The 19,619-nt window shown below is 29.1% G+C and carries 15 protein-coding genes; 2 read left to right on the top strand and 13 right to left on the bottom strand.

What is annotated here, in order from left to right; genetic code table 11:
• The first annotated feature begins 576 nt into the window (after positions 1-576).
• A complete protein-coding gene (gene mqo, locus M9396_RS03030) occupies positions 577-2,124 on the top strand; it encodes a malate dehydrogenase (quinone) (protein ID WP_250241436.1) in 1,548 nt (515 codons plus the stop codon).
• Between the two features lie 95 nt (positions 2,125-2,219).
• Here the strand turns inward: mqo and der are convergent, their stop codons facing one another.
• From der to M9396_RS03000, 6 genes are all read right to left on the bottom strand, one after another.
• Complete coding sequence (gene der / locus M9396_RS03025; protein ID WP_250256641.1) at positions 2,220-3,635, bottom strand: ribosome biogenesis GTPase Der; 1,416 nt, start codon at positions 3,633-3,635, stop codon at positions 2,220-2,222.
• 350 nt (positions 3,636-3,985) lie between these two features.
• Positions 3,986-5,293, bottom strand: coding sequence for a histidine--tRNA ligase (gene hisS / locus M9396_RS03020; protein WP_250241443.1), 1,308 nt, complete (start codon positions 5,291-5,293; stop codon positions 3,986-3,988).
• 13 nt (positions 5,294-5,306) lie between these two features.
• On the bottom strand, positions 5,307-6,437 hold the full coding sequence (gene ispG / locus M9396_RS03015; protein ID WP_250256640.1) for a flavodoxin-dependent (E)-4-hydroxy-3-methylbut-2-enyl-diphosphate synthase: 1,131 nt from the start codon (positions 6,435-6,437) through the stop codon (positions 5,307-5,309).
• A 223-nt stretch (positions 6,438-6,660) separates the two neighbouring features.
• Positions 6,661-7,779 (bottom strand): dual-specificity RNA methyltransferase RlmN, encoded by a 1,119-nt coding sequence (rlmN, locus tag M9396_RS03010; RefSeq protein WP_250256639.1) that lies wholly within the window; start codon positions 7,777-7,779, stop codon positions 6,661-6,663.
• A 204-nt stretch (positions 7,780-7,983) separates the two neighbouring features.
• On the bottom strand, positions 7,984-8,394 hold the full coding sequence (gene ndk, locus M9396_RS03005) for a nucleoside-diphosphate kinase (protein ID WP_250241452.1): 411 nt from the start codon (positions 8,392-8,394) through the stop codon (positions 7,984-7,986).
• Positions 8,395-8,931: 537 nt separating this feature from the next.
• Complete coding sequence (locus tag M9396_RS03000; RefSeq protein WP_250241456.1) at positions 8,932-10,101, bottom strand: IscS subfamily cysteine desulfurase; 1,170 nt, start codon at positions 10,099-10,101, stop codon at positions 8,932-8,934.
• An 846-nt stretch (positions 10,102-10,947) separates the two neighbouring features.
• On the opposite strand from M9396_RS03000, the gene M9396_RS02995 reads away from it, so the two are divergent.
• Positions 10,948-11,742 carry an inositol monophosphatase family protein gene (locus M9396_RS02995; RefSeq protein ID WP_250256638.1) on the top strand — a complete coding sequence of 265 codons (795 nt, stop codon included), beginning with the start codon at positions 10,948-10,950 and terminating at the stop codon, positions 11,740-11,742.
• Between the two features lie 97 nt (positions 11,743-11,839).
• On the opposite strand, the gene glyA is transcribed toward M9396_RS02995, so the two are convergent.
• The 7 genes from glyA to lepA all read right to left on the bottom strand — a co-directional run bounded on the left by glyA (position 11,840) and on the right by lepA (position 19,446).
• Positions 11,840-13,093, bottom strand: coding sequence for a serine hydroxymethyltransferase (gene glyA, locus M9396_RS02990; RefSeq protein ID WP_250256637.1), 1,254 nt, complete (start codon positions 13,091-13,093; stop codon positions 11,840-11,842).
• 303 nt (positions 13,094-13,396) lie between these two features.
• Entirely contained in the window at positions 13,397-13,864 is a 468-nt protein-coding gene (gene tadA, locus M9396_RS02985; protein ID WP_250256636.1) for a tRNA adenosine(34) deaminase TadA, read from the bottom strand.
• Between the two features lie 145 nt (positions 13,865-14,009).
• Positions 14,010-14,390, bottom strand: a complete 381-nt coding sequence (gene acpS, locus M9396_RS02980; protein ID WP_250242472.1) for a holo-ACP synthase — start codon at positions 14,388-14,390, stop codon at positions 14,010-14,012.
• On the bottom strand, positions 14,390-15,124 hold the full coding sequence (gene pdxJ / locus M9396_RS02975; protein WP_250241468.1) for a pyridoxine 5'-phosphate synthase: 735 nt from the start codon (positions 15,122-15,124) through the stop codon (positions 14,390-14,392). The genes acpS and pdxJ overlap by 1 nt, the downstream gene beginning before the upstream one ends.
• 673 nt (positions 15,125-15,797) lie before the next feature.
• Positions 15,798-16,511, bottom strand: coding sequence for a ribonuclease III (rnc, locus tag M9396_RS02970; RefSeq protein WP_250242474.1), 714 nt, complete (start codon positions 16,509-16,511; stop codon positions 15,798-15,800).
• 118 nt (positions 16,512-16,629) lie between these two features.
• A complete protein-coding gene (gene lepB / locus M9396_RS02965) occupies positions 16,630-17,625 on the bottom strand; it encodes a signal peptidase I (protein WP_250256635.1) in 996 nt (331 codons plus the stop codon).
• Positions 17,626-17,643: 18 nt separating this feature from the next.
• Positions 17,644-19,446, bottom strand: coding sequence for a translation elongation factor 4 (lepA, locus tag M9396_RS02960; RefSeq protein ID WP_250256634.1), 1,803 nt, complete (start codon positions 19,444-19,446; stop codon positions 17,644-17,646).
• Positions 19,447-19,619: the final 173 nt, after the last annotated feature.

Below are 19,619 nucleotides of genomic sequence, written 5' to 3'. Positions count from 1 at the left end.
CTACGATGGCAATTCGATTTCATCACCATACCTTCCAGTACCAAGAAATTTTTTTATTTAAAGCACACTAAAACACAGACACCAAACCAAAACCAAACCCCGAACACCAGCAAACTAATTCTAGAAGAACAAGGAACAGCACACTGTAGACTATAATTATGTGGGTTATATTATATTTCTTTAACACCTAACGGTGTTAGTTCTATCATAAATTATGTAATTAATCAAGTTTAGAATACAATTTATAAAAATTAATCATTATAGAATTTTGTTAAAGTTATGTGTAATTGATATGGTATTAGTTGTAAGTGTATTATGTATCCATGAAACGTCAACAGTTAAGTTTTTGTTAAAATAAAATTATTATTTTAATTATGTTATTTGTATTAAACGTTAAAAATATGATTTAATGTTGTTTTTAATTGTTTTTTTGGAATTTATTTTTTATTTCTTTATTAAGATGTGGTCCTAATTATAAGGGTTTTTGTGTGGTGTATAAATTGCATGTTATTAAAAGTTTTTTGTTTTTATTACGGTAACTAAATACGTTAAGTATACTATTATTTGAGTAATTATATGAGTAATGTTGCTGTTATAAATCAACAACATCGATTGATTAAAATTACATCTTCAGCAGACGTGGTGCTAATCGGAGCTGGGATTATGAGCGCAACTTTTGGTATGTTCTTAACAATTCTTGAGCCAACTTGGAGAATTCATATATATGAGCGTCTTAATCAGCCAGCACAGGAAAGCTCTAATGTATGGAATAACGCTGGTACAGGACATGCAGCATTTTGCGAGCTGAACTATACCCAATATAATAATAAAAATTGTTCTGTTGATATTTCAAAGGCTATTGCTGTTAATGAAGCATTTGAAATATCGCGGCAATTTTGGGCATATTTAGTACAAATAAAAGTACTTAAATATCCGAGTTCCTTTATTAATAATGTACCGCATATGAGTTTTGTATGGGGAGAAGAAAACGTTTGTTTTTTAAAAAAACGCTTTCAAGCATTGCTAAATAGTGTTTTGTTTAGTGGTATGGTATATTCGGAAGATTTACAGCAAATTCGTCAGTGGGCTCCTCTTATTATTGACGGACGTAATGTATCGCAGAAAATAGCCGCTACTCGCATGGAGATGGGTACAGATGTTAATTTTGGAGCACTTACTCAACAATTATTGAATGAATTGAAAAAAAATGTAAATTTTAAAATGTATTTACAGCATGATGTTAGATCTGTACAGAATAATAACGATGCAACTTGGGATGTACATGTAATTGATCGACGGTGTAACCACAAAAAATGTATTCGTACAAATTATGTTTTTATAGGAGCCGGAGGAAGATCTCTTAGTCTTTTGCAAAGTTCTGGAGTTCCAGAAGTTTGTGGATACGCTGGATTTCCGGTAGGAGGTCAGTTTTTAGTCACAAAAAATCCGAAGATAGTTGCACAACATTTAGCTAAAGTGTATGGAAAAGCATCTGTTAACACGCCTCCAATGTCAGTACCTCATATAGATACTAGAATATTGAATGGTGAGAAGATTTTGTTGTTTGGCCCATTTGCAACTTTCAGCAGTAAATTTTTAAAATATGGATCATGGCTAGATTTATTTCATTCTTTAAATAAGCATAATATTATTCCAATTTTGCAAGTTGGGATAGATAATTTTGATTTGATTAAGTATTTAATCAGTCAGTTAGTTATGTCAAACATGGACCGTATTGATGAGCTTAGGGAATACTATCCGGCAGTTAACCCGTCAGATTGGACTTTAGTAACAGCAGGACAACGTGTTCAAATTATTAAAAGAAATAGCAACAAGAGAGGTATGTTACAATTTGGAACAGAGGTAGTTAATTCTAGTGATGGTACTTTATCGGCACTTCTTGGCGCATCTCCGGGAGCATCTACTGTAGTTTCAATAATATTGCAACTTTTGGATACAATGTTTAATAATAAAATTAATAGTGATGTGTGGAAAAATAAACTTATAGATATGATCCCGTCATATACTAAGAGTTTAAATGGTGATCTTATATTAGTAAATAAAATTAGACAATATACTTGTAATGCTTTGAAATTAAATTATATAGAAGCAATAGATCGTTAAAGCTCAATATGTTTGCTGATTTTTTTTCAATTCTATAATTCTATATAAATGTCAGTTGTTTTCGTTGCATCTGTGTGTGTTAATATGACATATTTTTATTTGTTAATAAATGGATTAATATTATCTTTAAATTGAATGTGTAATAAAATACCTGTGATGTTTAACATACGATAAAAATGTTTTTTTAGATATCGTTTATAATCATCAGGTAATTTGCTGACGTGAGTGCCATGAATAATCAGAGTCAATGGTTCATGTTGTCCGACATGAATATATTTGGGTTTAATTCTTTTACCTTGTAAAAATGGAGGTGGACATTTAGCGATTGCAGCGTGCAATGTTCGAATTAAATGTGCGGTATTGATGGTTTTTGTATAACGAGCCCGCAAGTTTGTTGCTTTGATTGTTTGAAATAATGTTTTAATTCCGTTTCCGTACAATGCCGAAATAAAATGTATTTGAGCAAAACTAATAAAATTAATTTTTTCGTATAAATTTTTTTTAATTGTATCACGCAAATCTGGAGATATCAAATCCCATTTGTTAATAACGATTATTAATGTTTTACCATTATTTAGGATAAATCGTAACAAATGTAAATCTTGGTCAGATATCCCAATATTTGCATCTCCTATGAATAATAGGATGTGCGCGGTCTTAATAATTTGAAATGTTTTTAGAATAGAAATTTGCTCCGCTACATTATCTATTCTTTTGCTTTTTTGTACGCCTGCTGTATCAATCAATATGTATTTTTGTTTGTCATATATTGTAGGCGTATGAACGCAATTTCGAGTAGTTCCTGGTGTGTTACAAGCAATCATACGAGTTTCTCCTAAAATATGATTGACAAAAGTAGATTTACCGGAATTAGGACGTCCTACAACAGCTATTGCGATAGCAGAATCTACTTTATTAAATGACGGATTAATGATGTGGTTTTGATAAATAGTGTTATTTATATTACTTTCAGGTATTTTATTTTTGTAAAAAAATATATTTTTTGAAATTAATGAAGATATATTTTCTAATAAATTATCAATTCCATGCCCATGAATCGCTGAAATAAAGATAATATTTTTTATACCAAAAGAACAATAATCCCACATCGTGGTATGTATATGATGTGGGATGTTATCAATTTTATTAATGACAACAAATATGTTTTTTTTTATTTTTTTTAGAAAATTAAAAATATCATAATTTATAGATGTTCCTACAGAGTGTCTATCCATAACAAATAATAGAATATCAGCTTCTTGCATTGCGAGAGTTGTTTGATAGGTTACATAACTTTGAATATTTTTTGTTTTTGTACTACAAAATTTATCAATACCCCCAGTATCAATAAGAATAGATTTAAATTGTTTGCATTGAAAATAACCATATTGTCGATCTCGCGTTAATCCTGGATAAGTAGATATTAAAGCATCATGTGTATGTGTTAATTTATTGAATAAAGTAGATTTACCTACATTTTTTTGCCCAATTAGCGTGATGATAGGTAGCATTATTTAATTATCCATAAATAAGTGGTTGTATATAAATAAACATACATAATATTAGTCTTAAATAACACAATAAAGTTATTTCTGTTTTGAGTAATTATTGAATGGTTAAAGTATAATTATAATCACTACAAATGCCAGCAAATAGCCCTCATTGATTGCTGAAAGATTAGATTTTTATCTTTTGCACGTATGTATAAATAAGTATAAATAGATTAATGTTTAAATAGTTTTCATCTGTATCGTCATAATTTTAATTTCATGTATATTCTTCAAATCTATTAAGATGCGTTAAATATTAATGATATTTTATTTTATAGAAAAATTCATATCATTTTTGTGATCACTTATTATCAAGTAGAATTGCATGTAATATGTAGTATATTTTTTAATCTTTCGGAAACTGCATCATGTTTTAATATTTCTTGAGTTTTTGATTGTAAATTTTTTAAAATAATCGTTTTTTCAAGAACATTCTTTTCGTTCATGATTAATATGATTTGTGGTTTATGTTTATTAGCACAATAAAATTGTTTTTTTATGTCACCTCCTCCATGATGTACCATTAATCGAAGCGATGGTAATGTTGAGCGAATATTTTCAGATAATAACATTGCGTGTTTTCGAGAATTATCTCCTATACTAATTAAATATACATCAATATATATATTTTTATTTAAAATGGTAATATTGTTAATTTCTTGCATTAATAATATTACACGTTCTAATCCTATGGAAAATCCTATCGCAGGTACTGAATACCCTCCTAATTCTTGGACTAATTCATCGTAACGACCACCAGCACAAATAGTTTTTTTTACTCCTAAACTATCAGTAACCCATTCAAAAACGGTTTTGTTATAATAATCTAAACCGCGTACTAGATACGGATTAACCCTGTACGACACTCCTAAGAGATTTAATAATTGACATAATTCGGAAAAATGAACACGTGAATCATCATCTAAGTGATCGCTTAATATAGGCGCATTAAGTAGTAATTCTTTAGTTTTAGCATTTTTGGTATCTAAGATGCGCAATGGATTAGAGTATAAACGTCGTAGAGCATTGTTGTCCAAGTTGTTTAAATTTTTTTCTAAAAAAGTTATTAATTTTTTACGATAATTTATTCTAGATGATAAAGAGCCAATTGAATTTAATTCTAAAGATAAATGATGATTAATTCCTAATTCTTTCCAACAACGAGCAGTAATTAAAATTAACTCAGCATCTATGTCGGGTCCTATTTGACCAAAAGCTTCAGCACTAAATTGATGAAATTGTCTATAGCGTCCTTTTTGAGGACGTTCATAGCGAAACATCGGACCAATATACCACAGACGTTGTTCTTGGTGATAAAACAGACCATGCTTAATACCTGCTCGAACGCATCCAGATGTTCCCTCTGGACGTAACGTTAAATTATTACCGTTACGATCAGTAAAATTATACATTTCTTTTTCTATTACATCTGTTACTTCTCCGATTGAACGTTTGAATAAATTTGTGTCTTCAATAATAGGAAATCTAATCTCCTTGTATCCGTAACTGTTTAATATAGTTATAAGTATATTTTCTATGTATTGCCATAGAATCGTATCTTTCGGCAAATAATCATGCATACCGCGGATAGATTGGATATTTTTATCATATTTAAGCATTTGTAATCTTCGATTATTTATGATATGTGATAGGGCAGTGTCGTGGGTTATTTTGATTTAATAATTTAGATTTAGCTCGAATACGACGTTCTAATTCTTCAACTATTGATATATTATCGCAGCGTTTTTGTTGTCGTATACCATCTTCATATATACCACTTTTATTACGTGCACCGGCAACACCAATGGTTGATTTTAATGCTTCTCCTGGTCCGTTAACCACACATCCAATAATAGATACATCCATAGGCGTTGTAATATCACTTACTTTTTCTTCTAACGCATTAACTACATTGATTACGTTAAATTCTTGTCGCGCACATCCTGGACAAGCTATAAAATTAATACCATGAGCACGAATTTTCAAAGCTCTTAAAATATCAAATGCCACCTTAACTTCTTCTATAGGGTCTGTAGCTAATGATATACGTATTGTATCCCCGATGCCTTCGTTTAATAAGAAACCTACAGCCATTGCAGATTTTACTGTCCCATTACGTAAAGCTCCGGCTTCAGTAAGGCCTATATGTAATGGTTGATCTATTTTTGATGCTAATGCGCGGTAGGCTTGTATTGTTATTAGCACATCAGAAGATTTAACGCTAACTTTAAATTGATGAAAGTTTAATTTATCTAAAATATCTACGTGTCTCATTGCTGATTCTAATAATACATGTTCTGTTGGATTTCCGTCATACTTTTTTTGTAAATCACGCTCAAGAGATCCAGAATTTACACCAATACGAATAGATATATTTTTATCTTGAGCACAATGCACTACAGATCGAATACGTTTATTGTTCCCGATGTTACCAGGATTGATACGCAAGCAATCTGCTCCGTACTCAGCTACTTTCAATGCAATTCGATAATCAAAATGAATATCTGCTACTAATGGAATATTAATTACTTTTCGTTTAATTATTTTGAAAGCTTCAGCCGCATCCATAGTAGGTATCGATATTCGGACAATATCTACCCCTGCTTTTTTTAGGGCGTTAATTTGAGTAACTGTTTCTACAATATTTGTAGTACGAGTATTTACCATGGATTGTACCGCAATAGGAGCGCCATCTCCAATAGGAACATTGCCAATATAAATACGTGTAGATTTTCGACGAACAATGTTCGTAATATTATTCATATAATCTCCTATATTTTCATGTTTTTAAACAATAAATATATTTGTTTAAATTTATTGATTATATCAATTAAGAGATTTAATTATATTTATAATAGGAATCATAATTTTTATAATTTTAGGATACACAGTAAATATGCGTAATTGTTATATTGCATTTATGATCCCTTTTTTTAAAAATTTTGTCTTATTAATTTTATATAGTATTAAATACAATGATATTGTTTTATAATGAGTTATATTGTAATTTTATACGGTTAATTACTTCTCCTGTTAATTGTCCGCAGGCAGCACTAATATCCGCTCCTCTTATTTTGCGTATGATGGTTATTATATTATATTTTAATAAAACTTTAAGAAATGCATGCATACGAATCTGTGAGCTACATGCATATCGTATATTCGGAATTGGGTTCCATGGGATCAAGTTAATTTTACACGGAATACCTTGAAGTTGTTTTGCTAATTGATGGGCATGCAGGACGTCGTCATTAATATTTTTTAACAATACATACTCTATTGTTACTCTACCGTGATTAGATTTAGTGTCTCTCGAATACCTACGTGCTGCTTCTAATACGCTATTAATATTGTACTTTTTATTAATTGGCATAATCTTATTTCTAATGGTATCATTTGGAGCATGTAGAGATATAGCTAACGGTACGTCAATCATATTTTTTAATTTTTCTATGCCTGGTACAATTCCGGCAGTTGAGAGCGTAACACGTCGTTTTGATAATTTAAAACCAAGGTCATCTAATATAATTCTGATCGCCGATACAACATTAACAATATTTAACAATGGCTCTCCCATACCCATAAATACTATATTGGTAATAGGAAATCTATTTTTTATTTTCATTTTTTTATTGAGATTAATAAGTTGTGCTGCTCTCCAAACTTGACCAATTATCTCTGATACATTCAGATTTCTGTTAAATCCCTGCTGCGCAGTTCCACAAAAACTACATCCTAAAGGGCATCCAATTTGTGATGAAACGCACAAAGTGGTTCTTTTATTTTCAGGAATATAAACTGTTTCGATTTGTTGTTCATCAATTTTCATAGCCCATTTGATTGTTCCATCTGAAGATAGTTGTTCTTTTATAATTATTGGAGCACGGATTTCTGCTATTTGCTTCAATTTGATTTTTAGAGACTTGCTTAAATTTGTCATGTAATTAAAATCGTCACAATAGTAATGATAGATCCATCTCATTACTTGATGAGAACGGAAAGGTTTTTCACCTAATTTATCAAAAAAAATTAGTAATTCTTCTTTGTTCATGTTAAGTAAATTAACTTTTTTTGTATACATAAAAATATATTTCTCAAGATCCATTTTTACGAAAGTTGATCAATAGCAATGCTCTATGAGCACGAGCTCAATAGCAATTGACTACATTACCACTATTTTTTCAACTTTAAATTGATCTATATTTTACGTTAATATTTTTTTGATAAACTAATTCATTAATCAAAACCGTTTTTTTGCGCAGCTAAAATGATTACTTTTATGGATAACAGGTAATGTATCCGCATGTTTTTATATATCAAAGAAATAAGAAATTTCACGTATAGCAGATTTTTTAGAATCTGATCCATGAATGGCATTTTTAGTATAATTATAACCATAATCGGATCTAATGGTACCTGCTAACGCATTCGCTGGATCAGTGGCTCCCATAATTTCTCTATTACGTTGTATCGAATTATTACCTTCCAGTATTTGTACAAATACTGGTCCAGAAATCATAAAATTTATTAAACTGTCAAAAAAATATTTTTTTTGATGTTCAAAATAAAATTCGGAAGCTTGTATATATGTTAATTGTAATAGTTTAGCTCCCACAATAATAAGACCAGCAGCCTCGAATCTACTAATTATAGATCCGATTATGTTTTTAGCAACGGCATCTGGTTTTATGATTGACAGCGTATTTTCTTTACAAACCATAAAAACTCCTATTAGTCTTTATTAATATAATTGTATAGGAAATAAATATAAAAACAATAATTATTACAGATAATATTGTTTATATTATTTAATGCTTTTGAAATCTACAACGATTCAAAAACTACAAATTAAACTCAGAATAAACACAAAACAGACAAGTAGAAATATCCATATTTGTATTTTATTGTGAAATAAAATATTTTTATCGATCTTAATTATATGATCCGAGTGTTGATTGATAATAAAATCCTTACCGTTTACGAATAACATTAATGCAATATCTTAAATTTTTAACATTAAAACAAATACGTAAAAATGGTTACATAGAAATTAATTATGTGGAAAACTTAATAATAAAAATATTAAAAAATAAGAGATGAAACCTAATCTACAAAAAAATATTCTTTTTAATAATTATTTTTTATTTATTATTTCGAATGATATTAATAAAATTTCTTGGATTTTTTTATAGATATACTGATTATCGTCATAAACTTCATATATGAAAAATAAATTAATTTATTTTTTATTGTAAAATTATAATAAATGTATCATAGCATTTAATTTCATAACAGTAGCAGCTATATGATGGATAGCGTACTCTATTTCTTCTTCAGTTGTGAAACGCCCTAGAGAAAATCTGATTGAATTATATGCTAGTTCATTATTTCTTCCTAAAGCCTGCAATACATGTGATGGATTTAAAGTGCCAGAGGTACAAGCAGATCCAGAAGATAATGCAAAATCTTTTAATGCTATAATTAGTGTTTCGCCGTCAATATTACTAAAACTAATATTCAACAATGTGCCTATACTATACTCTAAATCGCCATTAATTAATACTCCTTCAATTTGTTGTAATCCTTGCCATAGACGATCTCTCATTTTTTTTAAATAAATCATTTCTGTCGTCATTGTTTCTCTAGCTAAACGATATGCTTCAGCCATACCAACTATTTGATGGACTGGCAATGTACCAGAACGCATACCGTATTCATGTCCTCCTCCATGCATTTGAGCAGTAATATGGAGTTTTGGATACCTATGTTGTCGTATGTACAAACCACCTATACCTTTCGGGCCATATAGTTTATGGCCGTTGAAAGACATTAAATCCACCGGTAAATCAGATAGATCAATATGTAATTTACCAACGCTTTGGGTTGCGTCTACATGAAATATTATGTCATGTAGACGACATAATTCACCAATTTTTTTGATGTCTTGGATTACACCGATTTCATTATTTACATGCATAATAGATAATAAAATTGTATCATCACGTAGTGCGTTACTAATTTGTTCGAAAGCGATTAAACCATTGGGTTGTGGAGTTATACGGGTAATTTCAAACCCTTTATTCTCAAGATATTGACAAGTATCTAAAACTGATTTGTGTTCCGTCATGCTGGTAATAATATGCTTTCCTTTTTTGCGATAAGATTGAGCTATTCCTTTAATAGCTAAATTTACTGATTCAGTAGCTCCTGAAGTAAAAATGATTTCACGTGATTCAGCACCTATCAACTGAGCAATTTGTTTACGCGCTAAATCTATCGCTTCCTCTGCTTTCCATCCATAATAATGAGAACGAGAAGACGGGTTACCAAATATTCCGTCTAGGGTAAAATATTGTATCATTTTTTCTACTACTCTGGGATCTACGGGAGTAGTAGCAGCATAGTCAAAATATATTGGTAACTTCATCTAACATACTCCAAAAATCAAAAACTTATTTTGATGTATAAAATATAAAAATTATAAAATCAGCGCTATTTGTATAATATATTAAATTAAATGCTCTAAAATATATTTATTCTTAGGATTGATTTATATTTTACGTCAAAACATTCATTTTATATGATATTATTATTTGTTACTATATAAAATATTGAAACCTATTTTATATTTTTATCTCTGTAAACGTTTAATTGAGGTTATATAAATACATGTTAACGATACATCATATTTATAATATATGCTGTAAGCAGTGTATATTAAATCGATAGTAAAGCGTTATTTCAATTATGTACAATACTTTTCGTATGTAATGTTGTAATAAAAATTTGACCATAACAAATGATTGTAAGTATTGGTATTATTTGTAGTAATAAAAATTAACTATTTATAAAAAAATATTTTTAGTGAAAATAATGCAGTTTTTTTTAAAAAATATATTAAATAATAGTGGATTGTTATATTGTGTATCACTGTTTATCAACATGTCCATACAAAATACTTTTTTAATTAATTTTTAAAGAATTCGATCTTTCATTGTAATGCAATTTATTATTTTCACAGAAATAATAAATCTATGAACGGATCTGTATCGTATATCCTACATATATTTGTAATGAAAATGAATGTTTTATTTATAACATGAGATTGAAGGTATTTTTAGTGATTATGTATGTTAAGAACACATGTATTACGTGGTGAGTTCAATTATAATACAATATCTGTGTTATTTAAAAAAATATAGTTTTATAATATGTGGGCAGGTTTTGATATGTTCTATTTTTCATTTAATGAGAATTACTGGATGAATACTTTATGCATCCGATGCTTAATATTGCTATTCAAGCTATAAGAAGGGCGGGGAACTTTGTCGTTAAACAATATGAATTGTTTGATAAAAATAGTGTACAGTCAAATCATATAAATAATCTTATTTCTAAAATCAATAAAGAGTCATATTACATTATTACGGCAATTATTCGAAAATTTTATCCGCTACATACTGTTATTAATACATGGAATGCCCGTGATATTAATGATGTGAGTTGCAAAGAAAGCGTTTTCTGGATAATTGGAGCTATAGATAATGATATTAATTTTATTAAGCAGTTTCCTTTTTTTGCTTTATCTATTTCCGTATTTATTAAAGGCCATATCGAAATAGGAGTAATATATGATCCTATACATAATGAGTTATTTAGTGCTTGCCGTGGAAAAGGAGCTCATCTTAATGGTTATCGGATTCGTGTGGGTACTGCTAAAAGTTTACATAGGGCTATTATTGCTATATCTTGTTCTTATGAACAGCAACATATGACTATTAATCTACTAAGTAAGTTTAGTAATAAATGCGCATATTTTCGTTATACTGGATCAACTATTTTAGATTTAGCCTATGTTGCTGTTGGACGTGTAGATGGGTGTGTTTCTATTTTTTTTAAAAAAAATAACTACACTAATAAATTAGCTAGTGGTTTTTTAATAATTCGTGAATCGGGAGGTTTAATTATAGATTTTACCGGAACCGACAATTATTTACTGTCTGGAAATATAATTGCGGGTAATGTGAGAATAATCCGGACTATTTTATCAATTATACAAATTATTTAAATATCTGCCTCAATAAGATATTAATAAGTTTCTGTATCTCGAAAGAACAAATTTGTATTTTTCTATTCTAGATATAATTTATTACAGTAATATTATTTTAATAACTTTTATTATTATATATGGGATACTGAGAACAAATACGTAAAACTTTGGTTTTTATGGAAAAAATAATTTCATTGTTATCGATATGATTTAATATATCACAGATCCAATGAGATAGTTTTCGTACATCGTTTTCATTAAAATTACGTCTAGTTATTGCTGGCGTACCAATACGTATACCAGAGGTAATAAAAGGACTTCTAAAATCATTTGGTATGCTATTTTTATTAACAATAATATTAGCTCGTTCTAAAGCTGTACTGGCATCTTTCCCAGTGATATTTTTATTTCTTAAATCTAATAAAAAAAGATGATTATGAGTCATTCCAGAGATAATCTGGAATTCGCGTAATGTAAATTCTTTAACCATTATCTTAGCATTTTGAACAATTTTTTGTTGATATACCTTAAAAGATGGATCCATGGCTTCTTTTAAAGCAATTGCTTTAGCTGCAATAACATGCATCAAAGGACCTCCTTGAGAACCAGGAAAAACTGAAGCATCTAATTTCTTGTATAATACATCATTACCTCCGCTAGCTAAAATTAAACCACCTCTGGGTCCTGCTAATGTTTTATGAGTAGTAGCAGTCACTACATGTGCGTGTGGTAACGGATTTGGATATACACCCGCAGCAACTAATCCTGCAATATGAGCCATGTCAATAAATAGATATGCTTGAACAGCATCTGCAATCTGGCGCATTTTAGACCAATTTATAATACCAGAATACGCAGAAAACCCCCCTACGATCATTTTCGGTTGATGTTTTACAGCTAAATGATATATTTTTTCATAATTAATACAACCATTTTCGTCAACCCCATAAAATACAGCATTATATAATTTTCCTGAAAAGTTTACTTGTGAGCCATGCGTTAAATGTCCTCCATGATTTAGATGCATACTTAAAATTGTATCACCGGGGTGTAGTAAGGCATTATAAACAGAAAAATTAGCTTGTGATCCAGAATGTGGTTGTATATTTGCATAGTCTGCAGAAAATAATTTTTTTGCACGATTAATACCTAATTGTTCAATCATGTCAACATATTCGCATCCACCATAATAACGTTTACCTGGATAGCCTTCAGCGTATTTATTAGTAAGTTGAGAGCCTTGTACTTTCATAACTTGAGGGCTAACATAATTTTCAGATGCTATTAATTCAATGTGTTCCTCTTGTCTAATAGTTTCTTGTTGTATTATTTTCCACAATTCAATATCATAATTTGTACATATGGACATATATAACCTCTTATCTTATCTAAATAAAAAAATATATTGTATACGTAAAAATACATCAATCTATTTTAATTGAAATGAAGCAATAATTACTTTTAATAACAATTTTATTAATGATATATAAAATATAAAAATATAAATATGAGTATATTACATTTATTTTAATGAAATTAACACTTACTTGTTAAGTAAGATATGGTCTATATCTTTTTTTGTTACGATATTCTCCTATAGGTTTTTATGTGTAGTTTAAACAAATATAAGGTTGGTTTATATTATCAATTTTATTGATATTCTTTGATGATATCAGGTTTGACGTTGACGTTTAAAAAATTTATTCAATTGATAAGCACATTCTTTCTCTAATACCCCAGTTGTTAAAAATACATGATGATTATTCATTGGATGGTGGAGTGTATTTTTTAGCCATGATCTTTGTCCCGTTTTACTGTTTTTAGCACCACAAACTAATCGATAAACACGAGCATGAATTATCGCGCCAATACACATCATACATGGTTCCAGAGTAACATAAAGAGTAGTACCTAATAATCGATAATTGCCCAAAATTTTCCCCCCTGTACGTAATGCTACAATTTCTGCATGAGCACTTGGATCATGGCATATAATAGAAGAATTCCAACCGTAACTTATAAGTTTACCATTTTGAATTAAAACAGCTCCTACTGATATTTCTCCAATAATTTCAGCATGGGCAGCTAATGCAATAGCATGGCGCATCCATATCGTATCTACATCTTCTATTTCATACATTCAGATTGTAAAATAAAAAAAATATTACACCACACAATTAATAAAATCATTCTGAAATGCATATTGAGATACTCATTCTGTGTTACGACAAAACATAAAAATAATTTTTTTAATTACAAGATCATTAATATTGATATCTTATTTTTTATCGTTCCAATATAACAAACGCACATGCATACGAATTGGTATCAGATAAAGTAATATGCATTTTTTTTAATGATAATTTATTAGCTAATAGAGCTGTACATGAGAATAAATGTAGCATTGGTTTTCCTAGTTTATCGTTAAATATTTCAATTTGATTAAATGTTACTCCTTGGCTTATTCCAGTGCCAAATGCTTTAGCTACCGCTTCTTTTGCAGCGAAACGTTTTGCTAAGAAATGCACAGGATGCTTTTTATTTTTATATATTTTCCATTCTGATTTACTAAGTATACGTGTAGCTAACTTATCTCCGCTATGTGTTATTATTTTTTTTATTTTCCTAATATCAACGATATCTATGCCGATTCCGTGAATCACTATTAACCTCTTCTTGAGTCTTGTATTAATTTCTTCATATCTTGAATAGCTTTAGATAATCCACAAAATATTGATCGGCTAATTATAGAATGTCCTATATTTAATTCTTGTATTCCTGGTAACATCGCAATAGGTCGTACGTTATAATAATTAAGACCATGTCCAGCATTAACTTTTAAACCATTATTTACAGCATATTGCACACTTTTTTTAATACGTTTATATTCTAAGTTTTGAGTTGTTGCATCTGTAGCATGAGAATACATTCCGGTATGTAGTTCTATATAAGGAGCACCTATATTATATGCAACACTAATTTGTTGTTCATTAGGATCAATAAATAATGAAACTCTAATTCCAGCTTCAGTAAGTTTAAATATTATATCTTGTAATTTATTTGCTTTATTAATTACATCTAAACCACCTTCAGTTGTAAGTTCTTGACGCTTTTCAGGTACTAAACAACAACAATGTGGTTTTAATGTACATGCGATATTAATCATTTCATCTGTTGCTGCTATTTCTAAGTTCATAGATGTTTGTATAGTTTTACGTAACATTTCGACATCTCGATCGGTAATGTGACGACGATCTTCTCTTAAATGTATAGTAATACTATCTGCTCCTGACTGTTCTGCAATGAATGCAGCATATATAGGATCAGGATATATAGTATTTCTTGCATTACGTAATGTTGCAATATGATCAATATTTACACCTAATAATAAATTTGACATTATATGTATGCCTTAAATATAGTTATTTGATAGTTATCGAATATAAATATAAATTATATATATTTCTTTTTAAATGTATTTTTTGTTGTTTCTATTTAATTTAAATTACATTATGCCGTACTGTTGATCTATTAAAATATAATGTTGATAACAAATAGTTATTTCTAGTTCAAAATTACAATTTTTACATATAATTCTTTAATGGTTGAATGGACTATGCGAAGATATATAAATTTCATTTTATAAGAATATACTATTATACGATGTAGATTTTTATTCATATAAATATTATTGATATTAAACTTCCACAGAATACTGAAAATATTGATATTGTCAGCTTTGAAATTATTTGTGTCGATTCAAATAATATGAATATAGCAGTATTGAAATTACAACAAAATAAAAATATCTCTATAAAATAGATCGACAAAGAACGTTTGTTTATATATGTGTAATATATAATTAGACTTAACAATTCTTTTGAGATGATTTTTGTTCAAAAATGTAATTAATGAAATAAATTAATTAATTTGATTTTTGAATTTGTGAAGTTATTGTTTTAAAATAGTAAACATACCTGTTAACAATTGTATACTTATTTATTGAATAAGCTTAATAACATGAGGGGATTTTGTTTAAGATCTTAATATATTACGCGATTTTCGATCAATGATCACGTGATCAGATCATATGTTTTGGTTATGTTCTTCTCTAGTATTTCTAAAACTTTTTTTGCTGCATTTTGTTCAGCTCTACGCCGACTAGAACCGCATCCAATAATCGGTTGTGTTAATTCACTAACTTGACAATTTATCGTAAATATTTGATTGTGCGCCTCTCCAATTATTTGATTAATCCAATATACAGGTAACGGCAAACGACGATGTTGCATATATTCTTGCAGACGAGTTTTTGGATCTTTTTGTTTATCATAAGCATAAGGATCCATGTGATCTATACGAATTTTATACCAATTAATAATTAATATTTCAATAGTTTGAATATTACTATCTAAAAATATACCGCCTATCAACGCTTCTATTGTATTAGCTAAAATGGATTCACGTTGATATCCCCCGCTTTTTAGTTCTCCTTGTCCTAATTGTAGATAATCTCCTAAATTAAATTCTCGTGCTAGTGTTGCTAATGTATTTTCGCGTACCAAATTTGCACGCATTCTACTCATATCTCCTTCGCTAATATGAGGAAACCTATGATATAATAGGTTAGCTATTACATAGTTTAATATAGCGTCGCCCAAAAATTCTAGTCTTTCATTGTGTCGATTGCTAGAACTTCTATGAGTTAGTGCTTGTAATAATAAGTCATATCGATTAAAAATATAACCAAGTTTTTCTTGCAATGTATTAACTAACATAATATTTATGGGTTGTATATTCTTACAATGTTAATGGAAAAAAATTTTTTATAATCAATTTTAACCAGATTAATTACAAAAAATGTAATACAATAATTCTAATCTATGATTAGAGAATATAAACATCTTATTGTATATTACCAATTCTATGGAATTGGATACTAATTGGCCATATCCCTTCTTGTTGTTTTTTGATATTCATCCAAATTATTATTGCTTTTCCTATTATATTGCGTTCAGGAACAAATCCCCAATAACGACTATCTGCGCTGTTATCCCTATTATCTCCCATTACAAAATACTCACCTGCGGGCACTAACCACTCAGATATTAAGTGTTTTGTATGTTGATCATACATTTTTATTAAGTTTTGATCACCAGGTGGTATCATTGTTAAGATATTGTGTTCTATTCCACTGAATGATTCTGTGGTTTGAATAAGTCGAATTCCATGAGGACCTTTTTGATGCGGTCCTATTTGAATAAATGAAGAATTAACCTTTCCGTCTACGTCATTATCAAATACTTGAATAAAATTACTAGGAACAACATTGCTATAAACAATGGGTAATGGTTGTATGCATGCAGCATTATTAACATAATTCGCATATATTATTAATTGTTTAGTAATAATGTTATAGATTACTTTGTCTCCTGGCTCTCCAATTACTCGTTTAATATAGTTTAGTTCGGTATTTTTAGGATACTTAAATACTATTATATCTCCGCGTTTTGGATATCCAGTATTAATTAATGTTTTTTGAGTAATAGGATTTTTAATGCCATATATGAATTTTTTTACTAAAATAAAATCTCCTATTAACAAAGTAGGCATCATGGATCCAGAAGGTATTCGGAATGGTTCAAAAACAAATGATCGTATTATAAATACTAATAATAATATCGGAAAAATTGAGGACATAAATTCAGAAATTATTGAACAATATGAAATTATCAATGAATAAGCATTTTTTGATTGTTGATAAGTATTGGTTGATTTTTGAAGGAATATTTTTTTATGTTGATCACGATTATACATTAATGTATATAATTTTTTTATACTCCAGAAAATACCTGATATTCCCGTAATAATTACTAAGATTAAAGAAAATGCGTTAATCATATAAATAAAATCCTTTAGTTATTTTTTATTGTTATTGACATCAAAGATTGCTAGAAATACGGTATGTGGTAAATTAACATTGCCTATTTGTTTCATGCGTTTTTTTCCTTCTTTTTGATTATATAACAATTTTTTCTTTCGAGTTACATCGCCTCCATGACATTTTGCTAAAACATTTTTCCGCAGTTGTTTTACAATATCACGTGATATTATTCTCTTACCAATAGTTGCTTGAATCACAATATCGAATTGTTGTCTTGGGATTAATTTTTGTAATTTATTAACTAATAGACGGCCATGATATATAGATTGTTCTTGATTCGTAATTACCGTTAATGCATCAATACGTTTTTTATTAATTAATATTTCTATGCATACTATATTCGATATCTGAAAACGAATGAATTTATATTCAAATGAAGCATATCCATGAGATGCTGATTTTATTTGATCAAAAAAATTCAATATTATTTCAGACATAGGCAATTCGTAAGTTAATGTAATTTGAGCACCATGATATATTATGTCAATTTGAGTACCTCTTTTTTTAATGCATAAAGAAATAATCTCTCCAAGATACTTTTTTGGAAGCAATATGTTACATAAAACAATAGGTTCACGTATTTCTTTAATTCTAGTTAAAGAAAGCAATTTTGATGGACTATCTACATACATTATTCGATTGTCAATGGTTAATATTTCATATATTACCATTGGAGCTGTAACAAGTAAATCAAGTGAATATTCACGTCTTAATCTTTCCTGGATTATATCTAAATGTAACAATCCAAGAAACCCACAACGAAATCCTAAACCTAAAAATTCTGATCTTTCTGGCTCATAAAATAGAGAAGAATCATTTAAACTAAGTTTGTATAAAGCGTCACGAAAGATTTTTTGATTTTTAGAACCTATAGGAAATAATCCCGCATAAACATAAGGTTGAAGTTTTTTAAAACCATGACATGCTTTTTTTGCGGGACGAGTTGACAGAGTGAATGTATCTCCTACAGGGGTTTTTATGATATTTTTGTTAGCACAGACTAACCAACCTACTTCTCCACAATCTAATATTTCTCGTTTTACTTGTTTTGGAGTGAAGATACCTATTTGATCAACAGTATATTTTTGCCCTGTATTCATTGATTTCAATACATCACCTTTATATAATTTGCCATTTTTAATACATATTAACGATACAACACCTAAATATTTATTAAACCAAGAATCTATAATTAGTGCTTGCAGAGGAGCGCATGGATCTCCTTGAGGATGAGGAATATCATGAATTAAACACTCTATTAATTCTGGTATGCCAGAACCAGTTTTAGCTGAACATTGTATTGCATTATTTACGTCGATACCAATGATGTTTTTAATTTCTTGAGATACTCGATTAGGATCTGCTGTTGATAAATCAATTTTATTTAATGCCACAATAATTTTTAAATTCATTTCTTTAGCAATTCGATAATTGGCCACAGTTTGCGCTTCTACTCCTTGAGTAACGTCTACTATTAATAAGGCACCTTCACATGCTGCTAAAGATCGAGAAACTTCATAAGAAAAATCAACATGACCAGGCGTGTCAATAAGATTCAGTTGATAAGGCTGGCCGTTTTTAGACGTATAATTGAGTGTCACATTTTGTGATTTTATAGTAATACCACGTTCTCTTTCTAACTCCATGGAATCTAATACTTGGGATGTCATTTCGCGTTCGTTTAATCCACCGCAAGTCTGAATCAACCGATCAGATAATGTTGATTTTCCGTGATCAATATGCGCAATAATAGAAAAATTACGTATATATTTTATCATGATTAATATTAGTCGAATGCAAACAAAATAAATATAGTTAGTATAAAAATAGCGATTAATTAGTGTAATAATAAGATATTATAGATGTATATGAAAATGATTGTATAAGAATATTTACGATGTTTTGAAAAATTATTCGCAAGTATGTGCAGTTACCTATTCAGACATTGGAT

This window comes from Blochmannia endosymbiont of Camponotus modoc (assembly GCF_023585785.1).
In the GTDB taxonomy this organism is placed as follows: domain Bacteria; phylum Pseudomonadota; class Gammaproteobacteria; order Enterobacterales; family Enterobacteriaceae; genus Blochmanniella.
The sequence above is the reverse complement of the archived record's forward strand: the minus strand, read 5'-3'. Positions and strand labels throughout refer to the sequence as shown.

Bases quoted from the DNA above. Each gene is read 5' to 3' on its own strand.
- mqo (WP_250241436.1), top strand. From the start codon at position 577: ATGAGTAATGTTGCTGTTATAAATCAACAACATCGATTGATTAAAATT.
- der (WP_250256641.1), bottom strand. From the start codon at position 3,635: ATGCTACCTATCATCACGCTAATTGGGCAAAAAAATGTAGGTAAATCT.
- hisS (WP_250241443.1), bottom strand. From the start codon at position 5,293: ATGCTTAAATATGATAAAAATATCCAATCTATCCGCGGTATGCATGAT.
- ispG (WP_250256640.1), bottom strand. From the start codon at position 6,437: ATGAATAATATTACGAACATTGTTCGTCGAAAATCTACACGTATTTAT.
- rlmN (WP_250256639.1), bottom strand. From the start codon at position 7,779: ATGGATCTTGAGAAATATATTTTTATGTATACAAAAAAAGTTAATTTA.
- ndk (WP_250241452.1), bottom strand. From the start codon at position 8,394: ATGGTTTGTAAAGAAAATACGCTGTCAATCATAAAACCAGATGCCGTT.
- M9396_RS03000 (WP_250241456.1), bottom strand. From the start codon at position 10,101: ATGAAGTTACCAATATATTTTGACTATGCTGCTACTACTCCCGTAGAT.
- M9396_RS02995 (WP_250256638.1), top strand. From the start codon at position 10,948: ATGCATCCGATGCTTAATATTGCTATTCAAGCTATAAGAAGGGCGGGG.
- glyA (WP_250256637.1), bottom strand. From the start codon at position 13,093: ATGTCCATATGTACAAATTATGATATTGAATTGTGGAAAATAATACAA.
- tadA (WP_250256636.1), bottom strand. From the start codon at position 13,864: ATGTATGAAATAGAAGATGTAGATACGATATGGATGCGCCATGCTATT.
- pdxJ (WP_250241468.1), bottom strand. From the start codon at position 15,124: ATGTCAAATTTATTATTAGGTGTAAATATTGATCATATTGCAACATTA.
- lepB (WP_250256635.1), bottom strand. From the start codon at position 17,625: ATGATTAACGCATTTTCTTTAATCTTAGTAATTATTACGGGAATATCA.
- lepA (WP_250256634.1), bottom strand. From the start codon at position 19,446: ATGATAAAATATATACGTAATTTTTCTATTATTGCGCATATTGATCAC.